Below are 21,642 nucleotides of genomic sequence, written 5' to 3'. Positions count from 1 at the left end.
AACAAATAATATAATCGCTTGAATAAAGAACATGTAAAATAGCGCTCGAATTGGATTATGATTCGATAATTTTCCGCCGACCATATTCCCTATCGCAATGGCGATTCCATACACTAATAAAATGATGGTAACGGTACTTGCTTCAAAACCTGTTACTTCTTGTAATAGCGGTGATAAATACGTAAATGTTACGAATGTTCCACCATATCCAAGTGCAGTAATAATGAATACAAGTAACAGTCTTCCATTTTTAATTAGTTTGAATTGATCACGAAACGATACAGGTACACCATTTTTTAAATTAGATGGGACTAGTATGCTGTTTGCGATAAAAGCAATAATTCCAATTACAACAATCGCCATAAATGACGCTCTCCAGCCAAATTGTTGACCAATAAACGTGCCAATTGGCACACCTGTAATAGTCGCAACTGTTAATCCAGTAAACATAATCGCAATTGCACTAGCACGTTTATTCTCTGGTACAATCGCAGCCGCAATTGTAGATCCTATCGACATAAACACACCATGTGCAAACGCAGCTACAATCCTTGCAATAATTAATATAGTGAAGCTTGTTGCTACTGCCGCAATGCCATTACCAATAATGAAAATAACCATAATCCACATTAATAATGTCTTTCTCGACATACTAGCCGTTAACGCTGTTAAGACAGGAGCTCCTACCGCTGCCCCTAACGCATATAAAGAAACCGTTAAACCAGCTGTGGTAACCGAAACATTTAAATCTTTTGAAATGGAAGGTAATAAACCGACACTAATAAACTCGGTTGTCCCAATCCCAAACGCACTAATTGCTAGTGCTAATAAAGCAAACATACTTCTTCGGTCCGTCTGAACTTCCGAAGATGGTACTGTATATGAACTCAATTGAATTCCTCCTTATTACAAGAAATCCAATCATAATAGTATGATAAAAGGGCCCCTTTTACCTTCTAAAACATATATTTCATACTTACAAATGCTATTATGAATGGTTTCATTCTTTTTTTGAAGAACGCACTTTAAAGTACGATAGGCACCAAAAAGTAACATAGTCACTTTTAAGTACCGTACTACTCATTTGCCTCTTACATGTGCTATTATGAAACATATTTAACATAATAAAAAGTACGTACTTTAAAGTGCTATAGGTACTAAAAAGTAACATTTGTATTATTTAACTAACTTTACTCACAAAAGGAGGGTTTCATATGAAGAAATACAATATTCCTGTAGAGGCGACTTTAGAGGTTATCGGCGGAAAATGGAAGGTTGTTATCCTTTGTCATCTAACAAAAGGTACAAAAAGAACGAGTGAACTAAAACGTTTAATGCCTGGTATTACACAAAAAATGTTAACTCAGCAATTACGTGAATTAGAGGACGATGGAGTCATTCAAAGAAAAGTATATAATCAAGTCCCACCGAAAGTAGAATATTCCCTTACCGATTACGGTTGGTCTTTAGAATCAATTCTTGACTCTCTTTGTACTTGGGGCGAATGCCATCTTGAAAAAGAAGGTAATACATCGATGCTAATTGCAGAAGGTGAACAATAAAAAAAGGAAAAAATGAACATAAATTTGTCCGTTTTTTCCTTTTTTTCTTTATATATATGTACATTTCTAGCTTTAACAAAATAATTTATGCGCTTTCACGCCTTGTCAATACTACGTTATACACTCAATATCAAATAATTAGGAATCATTTTTATGTTAACATAGGTGTATATAGTATATAATATAGGATATATATTATATACACTTTCCGGTAACGGACCTTTTCCATTATGCGGACAAGCCATGTATCGGACAGTTCATAAATAATAGGTAAGACATTATGGTTTTAGATTTATGATTTCAGCTTACTTGCTATCATAAATTTAAAGGCATTTTATTGTGTTTTGTGAAACTTTGTATAAAGTTTCGTAAACGTTTACTATCTTACTTATAAAAAATAAGAGTATTGCTATCGTAAAGGAGAATTGGAGATGCCAGAAACTATGACTCAAACAAAGCCAGAACAAGAAACTGTACAAATTTCTGCTAGCCAAGGACAACTTGATGTACTTGATCAGTTGTTAAAACCTGAGGTACAAGAATCATTAACAACACTAGTGGAACAGCTTCCAAAATTAACTGAGCTTGTTAACATTTTAACTAAGTCTTATGACTTCGCTCAAACTGTTGCTACTGATGAAGTATTAAAAAGCGACACTGTTGGTGCAATTACAGAGCTTGTAGAACCTGTAAAAGATACAGTGAAAAGCATGGCTGCAACTGCAATCGAAGCGAAAGATCGTGCTGACGAAAGCAACGAAGTTATCGGCCTATTCGGTCTGTTAAAATTACTAAAAGATCCACAAGCACAAAAAATGTTCCGCTTTGTGAACGCATATCTTCAAATTAGTGCAGAACGTAACAATAAATAATTTAACTTATAACAACAATTAGTAAAGACGGGGGATATCATACTATGTCAAAACAAATTGTCATCTTAGGCGCTGGTTATGGCGGTCTTCTTGCCGCTTTAAACGTACGTAAATATTACAGCAAATCAGAAGCACAAGTTACAGTGATTAACCAATACCCAACACACCAAATCATCACTGAACTACACCGCCTTGCAGCTGGTAACGTTGCTGAGCAAGCAATTGCAATGCCACTTACAAAGCTTTTCAAAGGTAAAGATATCGATCTTAAAATTGCAACAGTTGAGTCATTCTCAGTTGATAGCAAAGAAATCAAACTAGCTGGCGGCACTACTTTATCTTACGATGCACTTGTAGTTGCTTTAGGAAGTAAAACTGCTTACTTCGGTATTCCAGGACTAGAAGAAAACAGCATGGTATTAAAATCTGCTGCTGATGCAAACAAAATTTACAAACACGTTGAAGACCGTATTCGTGAATACGCTAAAACGAAAAACGAAGCTGATGCTACAATCGTAATCGGTGGTGGCGGATTAACTGGTGTTGAGCTAGTTGGTGAGCTTGCTGACATTATGCCTAAACTTGCAAAAAGCCATGGCGTAAATCCAAAAGAAGTTAAACTTCTTCTTGTTGAAGCAGGTCCAAAAATCCTTCCAGTATTACCAGACCACTTAATCGAACGTGCAACTACTAGCCTAGAAGCACGCGGTGTTACATTCTTAACAGGTCTTCCTGTAACAAACGTTGCTGGCAATGAAATCGACTTAAAAGACGGTCAAAAACTTGTTGCTAACACATTCGTTTGGACAGGCGGCGTACAAGGTAACCCACTAATCGGTGAATCAGGTCTTGAAGTAAACCGTGGCCGTGCAACAGTTGATGCATACCTACAATCTACTTCTCACAAAGACGTATTCGTTGCTGGAGACAGCGCTGTTGTCTTTGCTGAAGACGGTCGTCCATACCCACCAACTGCACAGATCGCTTGGCAAATGGGTGAGTTAATTGGATACAACTTATACGCAGCACTAGAAGGCAAAGCATTCGAAGAGTTCGCACCTGTAAACTCTGGAACACTTGCTAGTCTAGGACGTAAAGATGCTGTTGCTACAATTGGAGCAAGCAATACTCCACTTAAAGGCTTACCAGCATCATTAATGAAAGAAGCAAGTAACGTTCGTTACTTATCACACATTAAAGGTCTATTCAGCTTAGCTTACTAATCTGAATATAAGCCCGAATCATGCCCTGCATGGTTCGGGCTATTTTTATCCGTAATTTTCTCTAATTTATTTATTCGGCAGAAGAATCATATAACCCTCTTCAATTATCAAAATATACTGACTTTTTTATGTCGAAATTGTGTATATGAAAAGAGCGGAAGTAGATATCTTCCCTACTTCCACTCTTTCACAAGAACTATTCTCCTAATTTCACTAAGCTGTAGTTCTTCTTCCCTTTACGAATAATAATAAATCTTCCATCAAATGAATTTTCTACAGTAACATCCGTAGCTACATCCGTTACTTTTTCACCATTCATAGATATAGCTCCATTATTAATGTCTTCACGTGCTTGTCTTCTAGATGGTTCAATCCCTAAATCAACTAGCCACTCTACGATATTTTTCGTCTCTTTTGAAGACTCAAATGTCGGCATCTCTTTAAAGCCTTGCTCAATTTCATCAGCTGTTAACGATTTAATATCTCCGCTAAATAACGCTGCTGTAATTTTCACTGCTTGCGAAAATGCCTCTTCTCCATGAACGAATTTCGTCATTTCTTCCGCTAATACTTTTTGCGCTTCACGTTTATGCGGCTCAGTTTCTACCTTCGCTGCCAATTCATCAATTCGCTCTTTCTGTAAGAACGTAAAGTATTTCAAGTATTTAATTACATCACGGTCATCTGTATTCACCCAGAACTGGTAAAATTCAAATGGTGTTGTTTTTTCCGGATCAAGCCAAACCGCATCACCTGCTGATTTACCAAACTTCGTACCATCTGATTTTAATAATAATGGAATTGTTAATCCAAATACTTTCGCTTCATGACCTTCTAACTTACGAATTAAATCTAAACCACTCGTAATATTTCCCCATTGGTCACTACCACCAATTTGCAGTTGAACATCTTCTTTTGTGTATAAATGATGGAAATCCATTGCTTGCAAGATTTGGTACGTGAACTCTGTGAAAGAAATTCCAGTGTCTAAACGACTTGCTACAATATCTTTTGCTAACATGCTATTTATGCTAAAGTTTTTGCCGTAATCACGCAAAAATTCGATAATGTTTATCTCATGTGTCCAGTCATAGTTATTTACCATCTTCACTTCGCTATTGCCGCCGAAATCAAATAGCTTTTTCATTTGTGCTGTTAGCGCATCCACATTATGCTGAACTACTTCTAACGTTTGAAGTTGACGTTCTGATTGACGTCCACTCGGGTCACCAATTGTTCCTGTTGCCCCGCCAATTAAAATAACAGGATGATGACCAGCTAATTGGAATCTCTTCATCATCATAAACGGAATCAAATGTCCGATATGCATACTATCACCAGTCGGATCCACTCCGCAGTATAGTGAAATCTTTTTCTCTTCTACTAGTTTACGTAAACCTTCTTCATCTGTCTGTTGATTCACAGCGCCGCGCCATTCTAATTCATCAATAATATTCATCTTTTGTCATCCCCTTTATTTTTTAAAACAAAAAATCCCTATGTCTATGACATAGGGACGATTATTCACCGTGTTACCACCCAGTTTGTATAAATAGCATAGCTACTCATACCACTCTTAGCAATAATATCGATTGCCAATCCGCTTAGCATTACCTAAGATACTCCAGAGTGTAATTCGCAAATTTGTTTGTGCTAGGTTCCAGCAACCCCTAGCTCTCTTTGATAACAGTGACAAACTGCTACTGGGCTCTTTCAACGTATATTATTTGTTAAATTATTAGCCATTATATTGAATTGAAAACAAAATGTCAACAATACCCAAATGTTATTTCGAAATAATTCATACTTTATACGCTTTTTATTCAAAGATTATTGTAGATCTTCTCCAATAATCCTTACTTCTCGCTCTAATTTCACATCGAATTTCTCTTCAACTGTTTTTTGTACGAAATGAATTAAATCGATATAATCTTGTGCAGTTCCGTTATCAACATTCACCATAAATCCAGCGTGTTTTAAAGAAACTTCCACTCCGCCAATTCGCTTACCTTGCAGTCCTGATTCTTGAATAAGCTTACCTGCAAAATTATTTGGTGGACGCTTAAATACACTACCACATGAAGGATATTCTAACGGTTGTTTTGATTCACGCTTAAACGTTAAATCATCCATTTTTTCCTTAATCTCTTCACGTACACCTTCTTCAAGTTCAAACTTCGCTTCAAGAATAATATAATGATTGTTCGCAAACACACTCTTACGATATCCAAATTCAAATTCGTCTTTCGTTAAAGTGCATAGCTCTCCATCACCTGTCATTACAACTGCTTCTGTTAATACATAAGCTACTTCACCGCCATATGCACCAGCATTCATATATAACGCTCCACCAACTGAACCTGGAATACCACAAGCAAACTCAAGTCCTGTTAGAGCATGTTCTAACGCAATTCGTGACACATCAATAATTGCTGCACCACACCCAGCTACAATCGTCGTTCCTGTTACAGTAACACCTGTAATATGAATTAAACTTACTGTGATCCCGCGAAGACCACCGTCTTTAATAATAACATTCGATCCGTTTCCTAAAAACGTAACTGGAATATTATATTGGTTAGCATACTTTATCACTTCTTGAATCTCATCATAATTAGTAGGCGCAACAAATACATCTGCTTTCCCACCCACTTTAATGTGCGTATGATCTTTTAGCATTTCATCTTTCTTTACATGACCTTCAGGCAATACCGTACTTAAATATTTATAAACCTCTTGCATATTCATTTTACGATTCCTCTATTTCTATAATCTTTTTATCCCGCTAGCAACGGGCCCATAATATCCCCACATAAAAAATACAATACAAATCAGAAGCTAAAGTGGTGGATACAGTGTACCTAAAATCAATTCGAGACACCTATAAACCTCTTAAATTATAAGAGGTGCCACTCATATTAAAATATATATCGCATAATAAAGCAACCCAAATGGGCTACTAAACTCGACATGTAACCATATAGACAACAATTTGTAAAATATATAGGTTTTACAAATTAATATCCTTCAATATCTTACTATACCACACTAAAATAAAGTGGTATTTTTTTGTAATCTTTACTTTATTTTCTTTACCAAAAAGCTGCTCTTACATACGTAAGAGCAGCCCCTTCATTTCCTTTTTAACTAATTTTATCTCGTCCACCTTCCTTTCACTTATTAGATAATCCGCGATACCTTTTATTTCATACAAAAGAGCACATCCAACAGAATGTGCTCTTTTTATACTCTTTAATTTATTTTTCGTTCTCTTCTTTTTCCTTATCAAACCATAATAGCTCATCGTCATCCACTTCACCATTATAATTGATTAAAATTTCTTCTCCCGCTTTTATATCCTTATAAGCAAAGAAGTTAAACGTATGATTCTCAAAGACAATATCATACGTTGCATTCGGATTATATGCATGATTAAATAACATGCCGTATCCTAACAGGAATGCCGTATGATTTACCCCATACTCAAATGCGTAGTCAGCAAGTAACGTTTTCTCAATGTGTTCATGCTGTTCATTCGGATAAGAGATAACTGGTGCTGAGTGAATCAACTCACCCTTTTTAATATCACGAGTTGCAAATACCCCTCTATTAAATTCTCCATCACTAAGTTCAGAAGTCTTAACTTCGATCATATGCGTCACCTATATAATTCTTTCTTTGAAGTATTTTTCTCCTTAAGCTTGGCAGAAAACGCGGAGAAAAGCAATTAAATTCCTACCAAGTATAAAAAGAGCACATTATTTGTGCTCTTCTTAGGTGATATTATTTTTCTAGAATATCTTATAACGGCAACTTCACCCGTTAGAAGATATTCTATGAAGCCCCACGTATCAATTACTTCAACTTAAATACCGCACTAACTGGGTTATGATCACTGTTTTCAAACTTTAAGTCTTTCCCTTGTACATTTACAATTTCAACATTCGGCGAAACGATAAAGCCATCAATAATAGTGACAAAGTTTTCACCTTCCACATATTTCTTCACATCATCCCTTACCGTCATAACAGATGGATCTACAGCCCATTGGAATCCTCCATCTGCGAAGCCCTTCGGTAACTCTACTAGCCATTCCGGACGCTCTTTCACAAACTTAGGATTACTTAGTTGGATATTAGAAAGTAACTGGTTCCAATCTCCACCTAATATTACGTAATCACCGTTTTGATAACACTTGTTCATATATTCTTTTAAATACTCTGCTTGTTGCTTTCTAATTTTGCCGCCCTCATCATAAGCAGATAAATGTATGTTTACGAGCCTAACATACTTCCCATTATCAACAGGGATTTTATGTTCAACAATCGCACGATCTAAATCGAATAAACGCTTCGGCCAAGGCTCCATTCCTGGTAGTTGGAACCGCGTTGCTGTTTGAACTGTATATTTAGAAAATGTACTTAATCCGCCCTCAGCATATCCCATCGGCTTTGTGACTGGGACAGGAACCCACTTAGTATCGTAATTCTTCCCAAATGACGAAGCATAATCAGGTAATCCTTTTTTCAAAAACTCATGTTCATTTACATCAAATGATCGGTGGGATTTTATATCAACTTCTTGCAGTAACGCAAAATCACTATTCTCATTTTGTAAAAATGAAAGCATCTTCTTTAAGTTTACTTCAGTCTGTTCTTTACTACTCGAACCAGAACCCTTTCCTCCGTCCATAAAGAAGTCTTGGTCCTTATCTAATCCAGCGTATCCAATATTAAATGTTGTAACTTTAAATTCATTTCCTGGCTGCAGTACACGCTCTTTATTGTTTTCAACCTTTACGTCTAAAACATTTGCTGGCTGTTCTTTTGTAAGTGTCATATAAGCTAAAAATCCACCTAGAATACCAGCTATTATTAAAATAAATATTAATACTATTTTTAAAAATTTCTTCAACATACATGACCCCTTTTCGTTAAATAACGTTTCACTTTTCTGTATTTTCAGTTAAATAAAGATAGATTAAAGACACAAGAAATATTTTACCATAAAGAAAACTTCATATCATTATATTTAGCTAACAAATAATCGATATATCCCTCACTGCAATTATTTTGAAATTCAATCATAGCATTTAAGAAGGCACGACTGTAACGTAATTACACTTTCGGAGAATATAACAAATCCTACTTTCTGAACTTTTCATTAACATATTTATTGGTAATCCAAAATAATATTTAGTACACTGTAAATAGAACTTATAGGCGATGGAGTTCGCCATAACTGCTATGTAGCTAATGACTCCTACCAGTACGACTACTGGTAGGAGTCTATTTTTTTTGAGTAAACTATTAGAGAGGTGAAGAAATTGAAATATATTATTGTTGGCATAGCCGGTATATTAGGAGCTCTTTCCCGTTATTATTTAGGTTTTACTATTGATACACTTTGGCATCATTCATTACCACTTGCTACATTAACGATTAACTTAATTGGCTGTTTCTTACTCGCTTTATTGACCACCTATATCGCCCGGTTAAACGTCTTATCTTCTGAAATTATTACAGGGATTGGAACAGGGTTTATCGGTTCATTTACGACCTTTTCAACATTCAGCGTCGAAACTATACAGTTAATTAATCATTCACATTTTGGTACCGCATTTTTATATGTATCATGCAGTATGCTAGGCGGTCTAATTATGTCTGGACTTAGCTATAAACTTGGAGATTTTTTACTACAAAAACACCTTGAGGAAGGTGAACTATCATGATTAATGCTTTATTAGTAGCAACAGGAGGGTTCTTCGGTGCTATTACACGATTTACAATTAGTAATTGGTTTAAAGAAAGAAATAAAACTTCATTTCCAATTGCTACATTCCTCATTAATATAACAGGAGCATTCTTACTCGGATATATAATTGGAACAGGGATAACTACAAGCTGGCAACTATTATTAGGCACAGGATTTATGGGGGCCTTCACTACATTTTCAACGTTTAAATTAGAATCTGTTCAGCTTTTTAATCATAAAAAATTCGGCATACTACTCCTATACTTAAGTGCTACTTATATAATCGGTATCACATTCGCATTCCTTGGGATGAAATTAGGCGGAATATAAAAAAGAAAGCGACTCTTATCGGTCGCTTTCTTTCATAAAAAGTATGTTGCCCCATATGGAATTGAAGATAAACCAGCTGGATACACATCATAATGTATACTTTGCACAGGAAGCTGTGAATACGACATATACTGATTCTGCATCATTTGCGCTACTTGTGCTTGTTGTTGCATTTGAATAGCCTGATGCACTGCCTGAATTGTCATCTGTGCCCCGGCCAATGTAATAGCTGGACCTACTTGCCTTCCAGTGTAAAAATAATGGTTCATCATTATTCAGCTCACTTTTTATTTTTCTTCCATATCGTATGTTTCTATTTCATAGTAAGTGTTTTATCTCGCTTGGTGAAAGCTAATAATCAGTTGGGAATGAACAAAACCCCCACTGATTAAAGTTTCACTTTATCTATTGCTGTTTTTTCAACTTTGAAGTAACAAATCCAAATAGCGACACACCAATACCACTAAAGAACAGTAAATAACTTATTGGTACTAGGAAAAAGAACGGTTCTACAAGCAAGCCATTTTCCTCCACTTTACTAGTTGCACCTTGTATTAATAAACAAGTAACTCCTAACGATATTAGTACGATAGCTAATAAATATTTATTTTTCATAATATACTCTCCTTTAACTTCACAATTAATTTTTCATATTCCTTCGACTACCATCATAATAAGCCCCACCACATTATAAATCAACAACTTTTTATTGTTTTACAATAAAAAGTTGTTGATTTATATAACAAAACGGCTATAGACAATCATTGTCTATAGCCTCTTCACTCCATTATTTCGATCTAAAATATTCTTTTTGAAACATACACATTCTTATCGCATTATGGTAGTTGCCATCAACGAAGAACTCATCTTGAAGCTCACCTTCCACTATAAATCCGACTTTTTTATAAACGTGTACAGCTTTTTCATTCTCTTTATCGACAACTAAATATATTTTATGCATATTTAATACGGAAAAAGCGTAATCCATCGCTAAACGCGTTGCATCAGCTGCATAACCGTAACCTTGGTAACTCGGATCAATAATAATTTGGAATTCAGTTCTACGGTGAATATAATCGATTTCTACTAATTCGACCAATCCAACCATCTCATTATCTTTCTCAACGATAAATCGGCGCTCGCTTTGATCATGTATATGTTTATCATATAAATCCTGTAGCTCCACAAAGGCCTCATACGGCTCTTCAAACCAATACGACATAATATGCGCGTTATTATTAAGTTCGTGTACAAACTTTAAATCTTCTCGTTCTAATGGACGTAATTTCAATTCCTTATGCATTCCTATAACCTCCAAGTAAAAGAAACCTCTTCACTTAATTTCTCAATTTTTTTCAATTTCAAACGCCCTATTTACATTGTAAACTTTCAAGTAACTTGAAGGTCAAGGCATAAAAAAGCAGTGCAAACTTATATCTGCACCGCTACTCTTTTCTCAAATCTCTCAAATTTGATATGTATAAAGCAATAACTAAAACAAGAATGGAACCTGCATATAATAACGTCTCAAACGGTTCATCATGTGACACGATAATCAATCGAATTAAAGCCGTAATCCCGATATAAATAAAATAGCGTAACGGAAAATGATAATTCGATTTAAAATATTTAATAATTAATGCGATGAACTCAAAGTATAAGAAATAGACAATAATACTTTCCACTAATTTATAAGATGTATACTTCTTCGCCGAAAATATGTATTGAATAAAAGTAATCGTCTCGTTAATTAAAAAGATCGATAACACAATGGATAATATAATTAAAGCTATATTTAATATCCATTGCAAAACACTAGCTATAACATGATCGATATTAAATGACTTCATTTTCTCTTTAAACTCCCCTTCATATAAGTACCTATTTATTATAGCAAAATTATCATTGGAAAGAAGTTAAATCATATATTCGTCCTTTGTTTTCCCCGGTGTAGGGGATATTCATTGTTTGGAGGAGTCTTTTAACCGCAGAGCTAGATTGCATATTAAGAAAGTCCCTCAATTTGCTATTAGTAGTTATCATGTCAATCAGAAGTGTGTAATCTTGTAAAGCACGTAAATGAGCATGTTTAGACGTACTATTACAGTTTGAGCAACGCCATCCCTGTTTTTCTTCTAACATTGCCATTGTAAAACATTCCTCACACTGTACTCCCCTGAGCAATTCCTCTTTTTTAATTTTATATTGTGCAAGAATATTTTGTCGCTGTGGAAAGTTCTCATTCATAATTTGATTTATAAGTCCTTTTGTATTACCAATTGCTTCTTCTTTATATTGATTTTCAATTTGTTTGATTCTATTAGGTAAATTTGCACCGTGGATAATTTTACTAGGAAGTATTTCATCTGAAGTTTTAATAATTGTACGAGGTGAACTAATTACAACGAGGGATTCCATCGGGATATTATATAAGCCATGCAAACTCAGCCATTTTCTCAACTGTATCTCTTGCCGCTTCAGTTGTAAAATCGGATCTGGGAAACCTTCTTCCGAAGTACCATCTGCTATTCGAATGAGCTGATTAAACTTTGCATCAAAGATTAATGTACCAATAATATTTTTTATTTCAAGAAAAAGAAGAAAACGTGAGGAAACTATGAGGGTATCAATTTGGAAATAATGTTTCTGATCAAACAACCTAATATCATGTAAAATACTGTATTCTGTTTCAGATAAGAAACTAAGCGGATATTCAATCGCCTGCTCTCCTTTATAACCAGCCATAAATTTTGCTAGATTTTCAGCCACCATATTCCTTTTTGGATGATGGATAGGCAATCTTCTAAGGAGAGCGTCTAACTGAAGCAAATATACGGGCATTTTCCGCTCTTTCACAATCATTTTTATCCCCCTCCAAAATATATCAGCGCAACTCCAAATATATCAGCGATTTTCGAAATATATCGACTTACCGACAAAAAACGATACACACATCAAAAGCCTATACACAGTATAGCATCACATCAAAAATCGCACTGTAATCATAATGTTAATCCCCCCATTTGATTATGGCATTTTCAAAATGAAAGAGTAACATTCACCGCATGTAAAATTCCTTTTTATAAATATGAAAAAATTTTAGGAATTAGTTTATCTTTTTTTAATGATTTATTTAGCGGTAGTTTATACTCGGCTATTAACATAATAAACGTAGTAACTACTTTCAGAAAGACAAACTATTACTATAATCGCAAACCGTACTACTTAAATTCATAAAATGAGGAGACGATACAAAATGAACAAAAAAACGAAAGCACTATCATCCATACTGCTCGGATTCACATTAGCATTAACAGGTTGCACTGATACTAAAGCCGAAGAAAATCATAGTAAACAAAAACAAGAACAAACTGCTAAAGAGACAAAAAAGGAAAATAAGTTAACGAAAGGCCAAAAAATGGCTAACCTTCTTAGCGATACAAATTGGCAAGGTACAAGAGTGTATGACAAAGATAAGAATGACTTAACAAAAGAGAATGCAAACTTCATTGGCCTTGCGAAATATGATGCAAAGTCCGGCAGATATGAATTCTTTGATGCTAAGACAGGTGCAAGTCGTGGCGATAAAGGAACTTTCTTTGTCACAAATGATGGGAAGAAGAGAATATTAATTTCAGAATCAATGAAGTATCAAGCTGTTGTTGACATGACAAAGCTAAATAAAAATGTATTTACGTATAAACGAATGGGGAAAAATGCTAACGGTAAAGATGTAGAAGTTTTCGTTGAACATGTTCCATATAAAGAAAAAGAACTTTCTTTCACGGATCCGGACAAGCAATTGAACTCTACTACAGGCGATATCGTGAAAAACGTTGACGGAGATAAAATTTTAGGTGGAACCCTTTGGCATGGAACAAAGGTATTAGATGAGGCTGGTAATGATGTAACACAATTTAATTCAAATTTTATAAGTCTAGCAAAATTCGATGACAAGTCTAATAAATATGAGTTCTTCAATAGTGAAACAGGTCAAAGCCGCGGTGACTATGGCTATTTCGATGTTTTACATGAAAATAAAATAAGAGCTCATGTATCAATTGGTAATAACAAATATGGTGCCGCTCTTGAACTTACCGAACTGAATAATAATAAATTTACGTATAAAAGAACTGGTAAAGACCAAGCTGGTAAGGACATAACGATATTTGTTGAACATGAACCTTATAAAGGTGATGTTAAACCACAATTTAGTTTTTAATAAAGTTGGATTAAAAATCCTGTACTGAGCTGCAGGATTTTTCTTATTAAGCAAGAGGACGAAAAGAAAACAGATATACCAGACACAGAAATTAAACCTTATGAAGAAGTACAGAAAGGCTGATTTACCTGCAAAAACAAAAGAAAATTTAGGTGTAAAATAAATTCCTAAAAGTAAAAGGATCATCAATTAATTGATGGTCCTTTTACTTTCCTTACTGATAAAGTGTTAAATCATACTTCCTCCCTTTACTCTCACCGGTATATAGAACTTCCAATACTTGAAGTAACCTTTTCACGATTGAGCTTAATTGCACATTCAGAAGCTCTTCCAACTCACTATTATTAATCGCCTTTTCAATAAGACGTGTTTAATCTTGTAAAATACACTTACTTCTGTGCATAGTCAGAAACACTATTACAACTCGAACACTGCCATCCTTTCTTCACCTTAACAGATGAATATTTTTTTCGTACATAATAAAAAAATAAAAAATTTTGTCACAAAACCCGTTATTCCGGGTTCTCTATAATACAGGCATCAAATGAGAGTGAGGTTTTAACTGACATGTTAAAAATAAAAAAGGAAGACAGGCCTTTTTCGGATGTGACATTTGAAGATTTGTTTAAACAAAACTATGTTTACGTTGTGAAACAGATCGTATGGATTGTCAAAAATCAGACTATCGCTGAAGAATTAGCCCAAGAAGTCTTTTTACAGCTATATCGCAACGATTGGAAGAGAATTGAACACTTACCTGGATGGCTAATAAAATCTTCTACTTATGTAGCGTATAAATATCTACGATCTGAAAAACGACATCAGGCGAGAGTAGATAAAACCATACAATATCATGAAGTACAACATATTTCATCATTAGATGATGACTGGATTAGACAAGAAGAAATTACAAAGGTACAAATGGTACTCCGTAACATGGATGAACGAGATCGAACCATTTTATTGATGAAATTTTCTGGTTTTCAGTATAAGGAAATTGCCGAAGTGCTTCAAATCGACATATCTTCTATTGGAACATTATTGGTCCGAGCCAAACAAAAGTTTCGTAAGATTTATAAACAATTAGAGGAGGCTTAATAAATGAATTGTTATGATGTGGGATCTATTCAAGCATATATGGATGGGGAATTACCTTATGAGACAAGAAAAGAATTCACAAAACATTTAGATACGTGTAACGCATGCCAAGACTTATTACTAGAAATTAGTAAATTAAATCAATGGGAAAATGTCATGTTAGAGGAAGAAATAGTACATTCATCAAAGGAAATCAAAATTGATGTAGACCAAGCGTGGAAAGCATTTGAAAGTCGCGCAAAATTAGAAGATGTTTCTTATATCAATCAAAAACCTGAACAGAAGAAGGGATTATTTACAAATATGAATAAAAAATCAAAACGTTTCATGTATATAGCAGTAGCGGTAGCAGGGCTTTTTTCAACAGCCATGATTCCACAAGTTCGAGTGGCAGCTACAGGTGTTGCCTCTTATTTTTCCAATGCAATTTCAAATGATACGATTATCGATGAAGGAAGAGACGTTACAAAAGGGCAATTTATTCCTCTTGATGAAAAGATTACAGATCAAGGTGTTACAGTATATCTGAAAGAATTATATGTAGCGGATGCACGTATATCCGTTCATTACAAAATTGAAAAAGAAAATGGAAATGTAGTACCGTTTGAATTTGATACAACGGGGTTACAACTTGAAGATGACGGCAAAGTAAATGGTCAACAAGAAAAAAACCCAGAGTATAAGAAAGATGGGTACTTCGGACAATTAGCATTTATTCAAGGAGCAAATGGTGGACCATTCGAACTAAAAGCATCAGGTAAAGAATTAAAGCATATGGGTATTCGTTTTAAGGATAGACCAGAAGGTGTCATTACATTTATCGAAGGTCCTGAAGGGAAAAATTCTTTCAAACAACCACTTACATTAGATATCAATATAAGCAGAATTGGAAAAGTAGCTGGTTCTTGGAAAGGTCAACTTCAAATTGATCCTACCAAATTGAAAAAATAAAGTAAATTTGAATGAAAAAAAGAATAGAACGATGTGTATCCAATACCATGCTTATATTCTTCCTTGTGTTACTTACATTTATTTCATACCTGATTTCTACTCTATCATTTTTAATTTCATAATCATAAAAAGGTAGTATATAAAGTAGCCGGTTCCTTAACATACAGGGAATCGGCTACTTTTTGTCCAAACGCACAATTTTCTTTTTTCGTATGGTGCCCCTACATGCAAAACTTACATAAAATCTAGATGAACTCCAAATAAACTCCAGATACTCGTTTTATGCTAAATGTAATCTTAAACAAGGAGGTAATGGAAAATGTTTAAAACATTATTAGCAGGAACACTTTTAAGTACAGGATTATTAGCGGGTGGTGCAGTAGATACAAAAGATATGAAAACGAACAAACTAGAATCGAATAAAAAAATAGAATGGAGACAAACAAATAAAAATGAAAAAGAATCCGCAAAAAAGATGGACAAAGGTACAAAAATTGATCAAAATCAACCAATATCAGTTACAACAAGTGTAGATGGAACAACAACTTCTTCGCCAATCCATAATTCACCTGAAGACGCAGTGCCAGCAATTCCTAACGAAGATGTGAAATCTAACCATAATCAAACCTTTGAAATGCCTGAGGACACTAAATCAAAACCTGCACATGATTCTTCTAAATAAGCTATAAAATGAAATAGGATCATACCGTCAGATAAGTAATAATAGAATCTCTGTTGCATGCAGCGCAGGGGTTTTGATGTTAAAAAAGTTCCCTTCACTAGTCAAAAGTAAATAATGAAAAAAGAAAAATCAGATGTGAAATAATCAATAATTATTAAAAACAAATAAAAGGAGTATCTCTTATTAAATAAGAGATACTCCTTTTATTTGTTGAACCATGTCTTAGCCACAAGCAAAAAGAACCATAAACTTGCAGAAAGTTTATTTTAACTTCCCTATTGATAGGTTAACACGGTAATTCCCGTACTTTAATAGTCGTCCTAGAAAGTTATCCAACTCTTCATTGGAAGAAAAATGTGTTTTTAATAAATAACATCCATCACCACTTATACGATGTACTTCAGAAATCCCTTCTTCTCCTTGAAAGAAATTCATAAACTCATGATGGTTAGCTGTTGTTACGAACAAAGTAACAAACGCAGTCACTACTTGTCCTAATTTGATTCGGTTTATTGCGATTGTGTATTGCTCAATAATCCCTAAATCCTCTAACCTTCGAATTCGATTTCCTACAGCCTGCCCCGTCATATGTATTTTCTGACCAAGTTCTTTCCATTGTATTCTTGAGTTTTCTCCTAATAATTTTAGTATCTCAAAATCTGTTTGATCAATGATATAAACCAATCCTTTCACCGTGAAAGTAGAAAGCCAGAAAGTGTTTCGCCAGCTTATTCTGCTTATCGATACAATTCACTATACTTAGTTTATCCTCTTACATCACATTATTTATCAGTTATATTCACCTATAACATAGAGGACGCAACAAAAAAATACATCTAGATTTAAAGGAGGTTACAAATATGTTATTACAAGAAATCCTATCGTTCAATGAACAATTTGTAGAAAATGAGGAATACGCTCCTTGTGAAGCGACAAAAATGCCTAAAAAACGTATGGTTGTTGTTTCTTGCATGGATGCTCGTTTAATTGAGCTACTTCCAAAAGCTTTAGATATACACGATGGTGATGCAAAAGTTATCAGAAATGCAGGTGGTAAAATTGCTTCTGCTTTCGATAGTGTTATGCAAAGTGTTGTAGCATCAGTATATGATCTAAATGCAGATGAAATCTATCTTATCGGACACCATAGATGTGGTGCAAACCAAACTAATCCAAAAGGAACACTTCAAAAAATATTAGATCGCGGAGTAGCTTCACCAGAAATTTTATCAGCAATTGAATATGCTGGTGTTGACCTTGAAAAATGGTTATTTGGATTCGATGATGTCTGCGATTCAACTCAAGCTAATGTTGATTTAGTAAGAAATCATCCACTTATTCCAAAAGATGTTCCTGTACATGGTTTAGTTATTGATCCTCACACAGGTAAATTAGATTTAGTAGTTGATGGATATAAAACATTACATGGTATGAAAAATTAATTATTACTTAAATGAAGGGAAGTTATTAGATATGAATAGACAAGAAGCTACGCAAAAAATTATGGAAGCAAAAATCACAAAAGGTTTAACATGGGAAGAAATTTCAAAAGTAAGTGAAAACTCTGAGACTTGGGTTGTAACAGCATTATTAGGACAAGCTACAATGACACGTCCGGAAGCAGAAAAAATTGGTAAACTATTAGAATTAGATGAAGAAGTAGTTCAGGCATTAACAGTAGTTCCACTTCGAGGTCAAGTAATGCAAATGCCTCCTACTGACCCAATCTTATATCGATTATATGAAATGATGTTACAATACGCACCAACTCTTAGAGAATTAATCTTAGAAAAAGCTGGCGAAGGTGTAATGAGTGCAATTAACTTCAATCTAGGTGTGGATACACAAGAAGATCCAAAAGGTGGCGATCCTCGTATCGTTATTACACTTAACGGGAAATTCTTACCGTTCCGTACATGGTAATTAATTAAAAATCTATCTATATAATTAAAATGATTTTATAGATTTACAAAATCCATCCTTTTTAATCTAACTGTATAGAAAGGGTGGATTTTTACTATGAGATTCTTTTTCGGCAAAGGAGACTAATATGAATAAAAAATACTTTAATACGAGCTTTAGTATTCTACAGTGGTTTGTGTTTTTATTAGCAAATGCAATTGCATTGCCTATAATTATTGGTGGCATCTTCTATTTATCAATAGAAGATATCTCAACATTAATGCAGCGAACTTTTTTAGTCGTGGGAGTAAGTTCATTTATACAAGCATGGTTTGGGCATCGCTATCCCATAGCAGATGGTCCAGCCGGTTCATGGGTAAGTATATTTGTCATACTGGGACAAGTAGCTATGCATCAGGGCCAAAGCGCAAAAGACGTGTTGCAACTTTTAGAAGGCGGGTTAATTATTGCAGGTATATTACTCTTCGTTCTTGGTATAACAGGGCTTGTTCATCGAATTCTACGTTTATTTACACCTTTGGTTACAGGCACTTTTCTTTTAATATTATCTCTTCAGCTTAGTGGTGTGTTACTAAAAGGAATGATGGGATTACAAGGAGCTGTAACTCATCCTGATTATACAACGGCTACTATTGCGCTCTTTGTTTTTGCCCTTATTACTTTCTTATCAATTAAAGGGAAAGGATGGATGAAAAGTTACGCTGTGTTACTTGGAATTTCATGTGGTTGGCTTTTGTATGCTGTATTAGGAAAATCATCTCATATGCCTTCACACACACCGTTAGTTAAGTTACCAGAGCTATTTTCTTGGGGCACACCTAGATTCGATATTGGAATGACTCTAACTGCGACTTTATTTACCTTTCTTTTAGTTGCAAATACAATTGCTGCTATTTCGGCTGTAAAACAAGTGGCTCCGTTATCTAAAGAACATGAAAAGCAAACACTGAACCGTGGTGTATGGGTCGGAGGTATATCACATATTATCTCGTCATTGTTCTCTACAATTGGAATTGTACCATTACCTGCATCAGCAGGATTTATTCAACTAACAGGCCAAAAAAAAGTGAAGTCGTTTCTTATAGCAAGTCTTATATTAGCAGGTATTTCTTTTATCCCCTCAATTGTAAACTTTATATCCTTGCTACCAGGTCCTATTGCTAATGCTGCACTTTTAGCAACATTTGTCCAAGTAATAGGCATTTCATTTCAATCCATTTTACGTGAAGAATTAAATCAACGCCGATTAACTATATTAGGAATTTCATTATTAATCAGTTTGGGAATAATGTTTCTTCCAGAAAGTGCATTTAGCGGAATTCCTTCTTCCTTACAATATGTTTTAAGTAATGGATTACTTGTGGGTACCATGCTTGTCATTCTATTGGAACAGTTTTGGAAAGAGTAAAATTTGTGACTAAGTAAAAAAGCGCCCTGCTTACAGGGCGCTTTTTTATACCTAATGACTAATACTAGCAGTTGGGTATAATGTTGTTCCTCCAATTGAAACTTTTATTTCATTTGTTAATGGAACATTTTGTTCATTAATAATTGTTCTCCACCATTCCCATGCAAGACCTGTACATTCTCTTGCTACGCCCTTTATATTTTTTGAGTTCGGTGGAAGAGGGATAACTGTAGAGTAATGAGCCGTTTTGTCTTTTCCGCTATCATCCCATGTTTTATGTGTTAGTACTTCGTTACCATTTTGGTCAAATGTGAATTCATCCCAAGATACATCAAATTGAGCAACGTAAGCACCGTAATGATCAAGTGTCATTTTAGCACTTGAATATTCTGTAGTTGTCGTCTCAATATAATCTGTATTGTTATGAACAGCAGCAGTTGCATTATCTTTTAAGAAAGTACTTGTATATGAAATTGGGTATGCTGGATTTTTAAGACTTAATTCAGCATTATCTTTAATGATATTTCGGATTTCATTGAAATCTTTAGTAACAACCTTGTTATGCTCTTTCGCATCTCCACCTAATACTACAGCAGTAAAGGTACTTTCTTCAAAAATATCTTTATACTGTCCACTTGTTTCAACGCTGTTATCCTTAAGTAAGGCTTTAAAAGCAGCTTGTACATCTTTGCTCTTAGATGTTGTTTCTAATTTCACATAAATTGTTCTACCATAAGCTACATTTGAAACCATAACAGGTGGAGCCGAATTACTTACGCCTTTTCGAGTTAACTCACCAAAAGTAACACTATTATCAAAAAGGTCGGATGGATTGTTAGGTAGTTCAGCACTTACCGTATAAAATATTTGCTTATATGCCGCTACCATCACTTTTTTCTCTCCATTTGCAACCGCATTAAAATCAATGTTTAGACTGTTATCAAGATATTTAGCGTTAACATTAAGAGCACTTGCTATTTGTGATTTACTATAAACCATAGATTCCGTATACTGCATTCTTGCAGGTAACGTATGTGTTGTGGAATACTTTTCATTCCAAGTAGATACTAAATCGTCTACTGCTCCAGCTACATTACCATATGTCGGATTTTGAACAGTGATTGTATTTTCTTTTCTCATGCCAGGTAAGTCTATACTAATATTCAAAGGCTTTCTCTTAGCCACTAATAAACTCGGTTGATTGTCTGCAAAAGCTTTATTTGCAAGTTGTACAGCTCCTGGATACGTGCGATTCACTACAGAATCAATAATTGAAATATCGACTGGTGACGTTGTAAGTGATTTTTTCTCGTGTTCCACTACTACAAATTTACCATTTGAATTGATACTTTCTTTCGGAACAAAACTCTCTACTTTATCACCATTTACAGCTAAAACCTCTTGATTATTATATTTAAGATTTGCTATACCAGTATCAATGCCACTAGCATTTTGGGTTACATCAGTTGCATTACTTGCTTGTGTTTCTGCGAAGGAAATAGATGAATAATTAATAGTGCATAGACTAACTAATAAACATGCAAGGAACTTTCTTCTTTTAGTGTTTTTCTTAATATTCAGAAAAATCACCCCGTTCTTTTTTTAGTAAAATATGAT

Annotated in this window: 24 protein-coding genes, 1 riboswitch and 1 other annotated feature; of the genes, 12 read left to right on the top strand and 12 right to left on the bottom strand. The window is 34.5% G+C overall.

Translation table 11 applies throughout. From position 1 onward, the window contains the following. A partial coding sequence (locus BAQ49_RS28820; protein ID WP_425266562.1) for an MFS transporter occupies positions 1-840 on the bottom strand: 840 nt, incomplete at its 3' end. A gap of 374 nt (positions 841-1,214) precedes the next feature. On the opposite strand from BAQ49_RS28820, the gene BAQ49_RS28815 reads away from it, so the two are divergent. From BAQ49_RS28815 to BAQ49_RS28805, 3 genes are all read left to right on the top strand, one after another. Then, on the top strand, positions 1,215-1,562 hold the full coding sequence (locus BAQ49_RS28815; RefSeq protein WP_071748080.1) for a winged helix-turn-helix transcriptional regulator: 348 nt from the start codon (positions 1,215-1,217) through the stop codon (positions 1,560-1,562). Between the two features lie 431 nt (positions 1,563-1,993). Then, complete coding sequence (locus BAQ49_RS28810; RefSeq protein ID WP_001115309.1) at positions 1,994-2,434, top strand: DUF1641 domain-containing protein; 441 nt, start codon at positions 1,994-1,996, stop codon at positions 2,432-2,434. Positions 2,435-2,478: 44 nt separating this feature from the next. Continuing rightward, complete coding sequence (locus BAQ49_RS28805) at positions 2,479-3,657, top strand: NAD(P)/FAD-dependent oxidoreductase (protein WP_071748079.1); 1,179 nt, start codon at positions 2,479-2,481, stop codon at positions 3,655-3,657. Between the two features lie 196 nt (positions 3,658-3,853). On the opposite strand, the gene tyrS is transcribed toward BAQ49_RS28805, so the two are convergent. The 4 genes from tyrS to BAQ49_RS28780 form a co-directional block, all read right to left on the bottom strand. Then, positions 3,854-5,116, bottom strand: coding sequence for a tyrosine--tRNA ligase (tyrS, locus tag BAQ49_RS28800; RefSeq protein WP_071748078.1), 1,263 nt, complete (start codon positions 5,114-5,116; stop codon positions 3,854-3,856). A 50-nt stretch (positions 5,117-5,166) separates the two neighbouring features. Continuing rightward, positions 5,167-5,383 (bottom strand) — a binding site (T-box leader). Between the two features lie 104 nt (positions 5,384-5,487). Next, entirely contained in the window at positions 5,488-6,405 is a 918-nt protein-coding gene (gene murB / locus BAQ49_RS28795) for a UDP-N-acetylmuramate dehydrogenase (RefSeq protein ID WP_071748077.1), read from the bottom strand. 509 nt (positions 6,406-6,914) lie between these two features. Further along, positions 6,915-7,310: an SET domain-containing protein gene (locus tag BAQ49_RS28785; RefSeq protein WP_000573650.1), complete on the bottom strand. Its 396-nt coding sequence runs from the start codon at positions 7,308-7,310 to the stop codon at positions 6,915-6,917. A gap of 202 nt (positions 7,311-7,512) precedes the next feature. Further along, entirely contained in the window at positions 7,513-8,571 is a 1,059-nt protein-coding gene (locus tag BAQ49_RS28780; RefSeq protein WP_071748085.1) for an endonuclease/exonuclease/phosphatase family protein, read from the bottom strand. A 298-nt stretch (positions 8,572-8,869) separates the two neighbouring features. After that, positions 8,870-8,929, top strand: a riboswitch (Fluoride riboswitch). Positions 8,930-8,983: 54 nt separating this feature from the next. Here BAQ49_RS28780 and crcB (BAQ49_RS28775) point away from each other — a divergent pair. Together crcB (BAQ49_RS28775) and crcB (BAQ49_RS28770) are read left to right on the top strand one after the other, a co-directional pair. Continuing rightward, the gene (gene crcB, locus BAQ49_RS28775) at positions 8,984-9,388 is read left to right on the top strand and encodes a fluoride efflux transporter CrcB (RefSeq protein WP_071748075.1); all 405 of its coding nucleotides are present in this window, start codon (positions 8,984-8,986) and stop codon (positions 9,386-9,388) included. Next, entirely contained in the window at positions 9,385-9,741 is a 357-nt protein-coding gene (gene crcB / locus BAQ49_RS28770) for a fluoride efflux transporter CrcB (RefSeq protein WP_071748074.1), read from the top strand. Before crcB (BAQ49_RS28775) ends, crcB (BAQ49_RS28770) begins: the two co-directional genes overlap by 4 nt. 32 nt (positions 9,742-9,773) lie before the next feature. On the opposite strand, the gene BAQ49_RS28765 is transcribed toward crcB (BAQ49_RS28770), so the two are convergent. The 5 genes from BAQ49_RS28765 to BAQ49_RS28745 form a co-directional block, all read right to left on the bottom strand. Next, positions 9,774-10,013 carry a DUF3947 family protein gene (locus BAQ49_RS28765; RefSeq protein ID WP_071748073.1) on the bottom strand — a complete coding sequence of 80 codons (240 nt, stop codon included), beginning with the start codon at positions 10,011-10,013 and terminating at the stop codon, positions 9,774-9,776. Between the two features lie 133 nt (positions 10,014-10,146). After that, positions 10,147-10,356 carry a DUF3955 domain-containing protein gene (locus tag BAQ49_RS28760; protein ID WP_071748072.1) on the bottom strand — a complete coding sequence of 70 codons (210 nt, stop codon included), beginning with the start codon at positions 10,354-10,356 and terminating at the stop codon, positions 10,147-10,149. 172 nt (positions 10,357-10,528) lie between these two features. Further along, positions 10,529-11,044 (bottom strand): spermidine N1-acetyltransferase, encoded by a 516-nt coding sequence (gene speG / locus BAQ49_RS28755; RefSeq protein WP_071748071.1) that lies wholly within the window; start codon positions 11,042-11,044, stop codon positions 10,529-10,531. A gap of 142 nt (positions 11,045-11,186) precedes the next feature. Further along, positions 11,187-11,591: a phosphate-starvation-inducible protein PsiE gene (gene psiE, locus BAQ49_RS28750; protein ID WP_071748070.1), complete on the bottom strand. Its 405-nt coding sequence runs from the start codon at positions 11,589-11,591 to the stop codon at positions 11,187-11,189. 52 nt (positions 11,592-11,643) lie between these two features. Then, positions 11,644-12,603 carry a nuclease-related domain-containing protein gene (locus tag BAQ49_RS28745; RefSeq protein WP_071748069.1) on the bottom strand — a complete coding sequence of 320 codons (960 nt, stop codon included), beginning with the start codon at positions 12,601-12,603 and terminating at the stop codon, positions 11,644-11,646. Between the two features lie 394 nt (positions 12,604-12,997). Between BAQ49_RS28745 and BAQ49_RS28740 the strand changes: the two genes are divergently transcribed. The 4 genes from BAQ49_RS28740 to BAQ49_RS28725 all read left to right on the top strand — a co-directional run bounded on the left by BAQ49_RS28740 (position 12,998) and on the right by BAQ49_RS28725 (position 16,694). Next, positions 12,998-13,963: a DUF4822 domain-containing protein gene (locus BAQ49_RS28740; RefSeq protein ID WP_071748068.1), complete on the top strand. Its 966-nt coding sequence runs from the start codon at positions 12,998-13,000 to the stop codon at positions 13,961-13,963. Between the two features lie 567 nt (positions 13,964-14,530). After that, on the top strand, positions 14,531-15,061 hold the full coding sequence (locus BAQ49_RS28735; RefSeq protein ID WP_071748067.1) for an RNA polymerase sigma factor SigX: 531 nt from the start codon (positions 14,531-14,533) through the stop codon (positions 15,059-15,061). Positions 15,062-15,064: 3 nt separating this feature from the next. Further along, positions 15,065-16,012: a DUF4179 domain-containing protein gene (locus BAQ49_RS28730; RefSeq protein ID WP_071748066.1), complete on the top strand. Its 948-nt coding sequence runs from the start codon at positions 15,065-15,067 to the stop codon at positions 16,010-16,012. 319 nt (positions 16,013-16,331) lie between these two features. Beyond that, positions 16,332-16,694, top strand: coding sequence for a hypothetical protein (locus tag BAQ49_RS28725; RefSeq protein WP_071748065.1), 363 nt, complete (start codon positions 16,332-16,334; stop codon positions 16,692-16,694). Between the two features lie 261 nt (positions 16,695-16,955). On the opposite strand, the gene BAQ49_RS28720 is transcribed toward BAQ49_RS28725, so the two are convergent. Further along, the gene (locus BAQ49_RS28720; protein ID WP_071748064.1) at positions 16,956-17,387 is read right to left on the bottom strand and encodes an Lrp/AsnC family transcriptional regulator; all 432 of its coding nucleotides are present in this window, start codon (positions 17,385-17,387) and stop codon (positions 16,956-16,958) included. A 167-nt stretch (positions 17,388-17,554) separates the two neighbouring features. Here BAQ49_RS28720 and BAQ49_RS28715 point away from each other — a divergent pair, with 167 nt between their 5' ends. The 3 genes from BAQ49_RS28715 to BAQ49_RS28705 all read left to right on the top strand — a co-directional run bounded on the left by BAQ49_RS28715 (position 17,555) and on the right by BAQ49_RS28705 (position 20,025). Further along, positions 17,555-18,136, top strand: a complete 582-nt coding sequence (locus BAQ49_RS28715; protein ID WP_071748063.1) for a beta-class carbonic anhydrase — start codon at positions 17,555-17,557, stop codon at positions 18,134-18,136. A 31-nt stretch (positions 18,137-18,167) separates the two neighbouring features. Continuing rightward, complete coding sequence (gene cynS / locus BAQ49_RS28710) at positions 18,168-18,617, top strand: cyanase (protein ID WP_071748062.1); 450 nt, start codon at positions 18,168-18,170, stop codon at positions 18,615-18,617. Between the two features lie 127 nt (positions 18,618-18,744). After that, a complete protein-coding gene (locus BAQ49_RS28705; protein ID WP_071748061.1) occupies positions 18,745-20,025 on the top strand; it encodes a purine/pyrimidine permease in 1,281 nt (426 codons plus the stop codon). A 51-nt stretch (positions 20,026-20,076) separates the two neighbouring features. Here the strand turns inward: BAQ49_RS28705 and alo are convergent, their stop codons facing one another. Continuing rightward, the gene (gene alo / locus BAQ49_RS28700; RefSeq protein ID WP_071748060.1) at positions 20,077-21,615 is read right to left on the bottom strand and encodes an anthrolysin O/cereolysin O family cholesterol-dependent cytolysin Alo; all 1,539 of its coding nucleotides are present in this window, start codon (positions 21,613-21,615) and stop codon (positions 20,077-20,079) included. Positions 21,616-21,642 lie beyond the last annotated feature (27 nt).

It is taken from the genome of Bacillus proteolyticus, assembly GCF_001884065.1.
Classification (GTDB): domain Bacteria; phylum Bacillota; class Bacilli; order Bacillales; family Bacillaceae_G; genus Bacillus_A; species Bacillus_A proteolyticus.
Note: the sequence above shows the minus strand (reverse complement) of the source record. Positions and strands in the feature narration are given on the sequence as shown.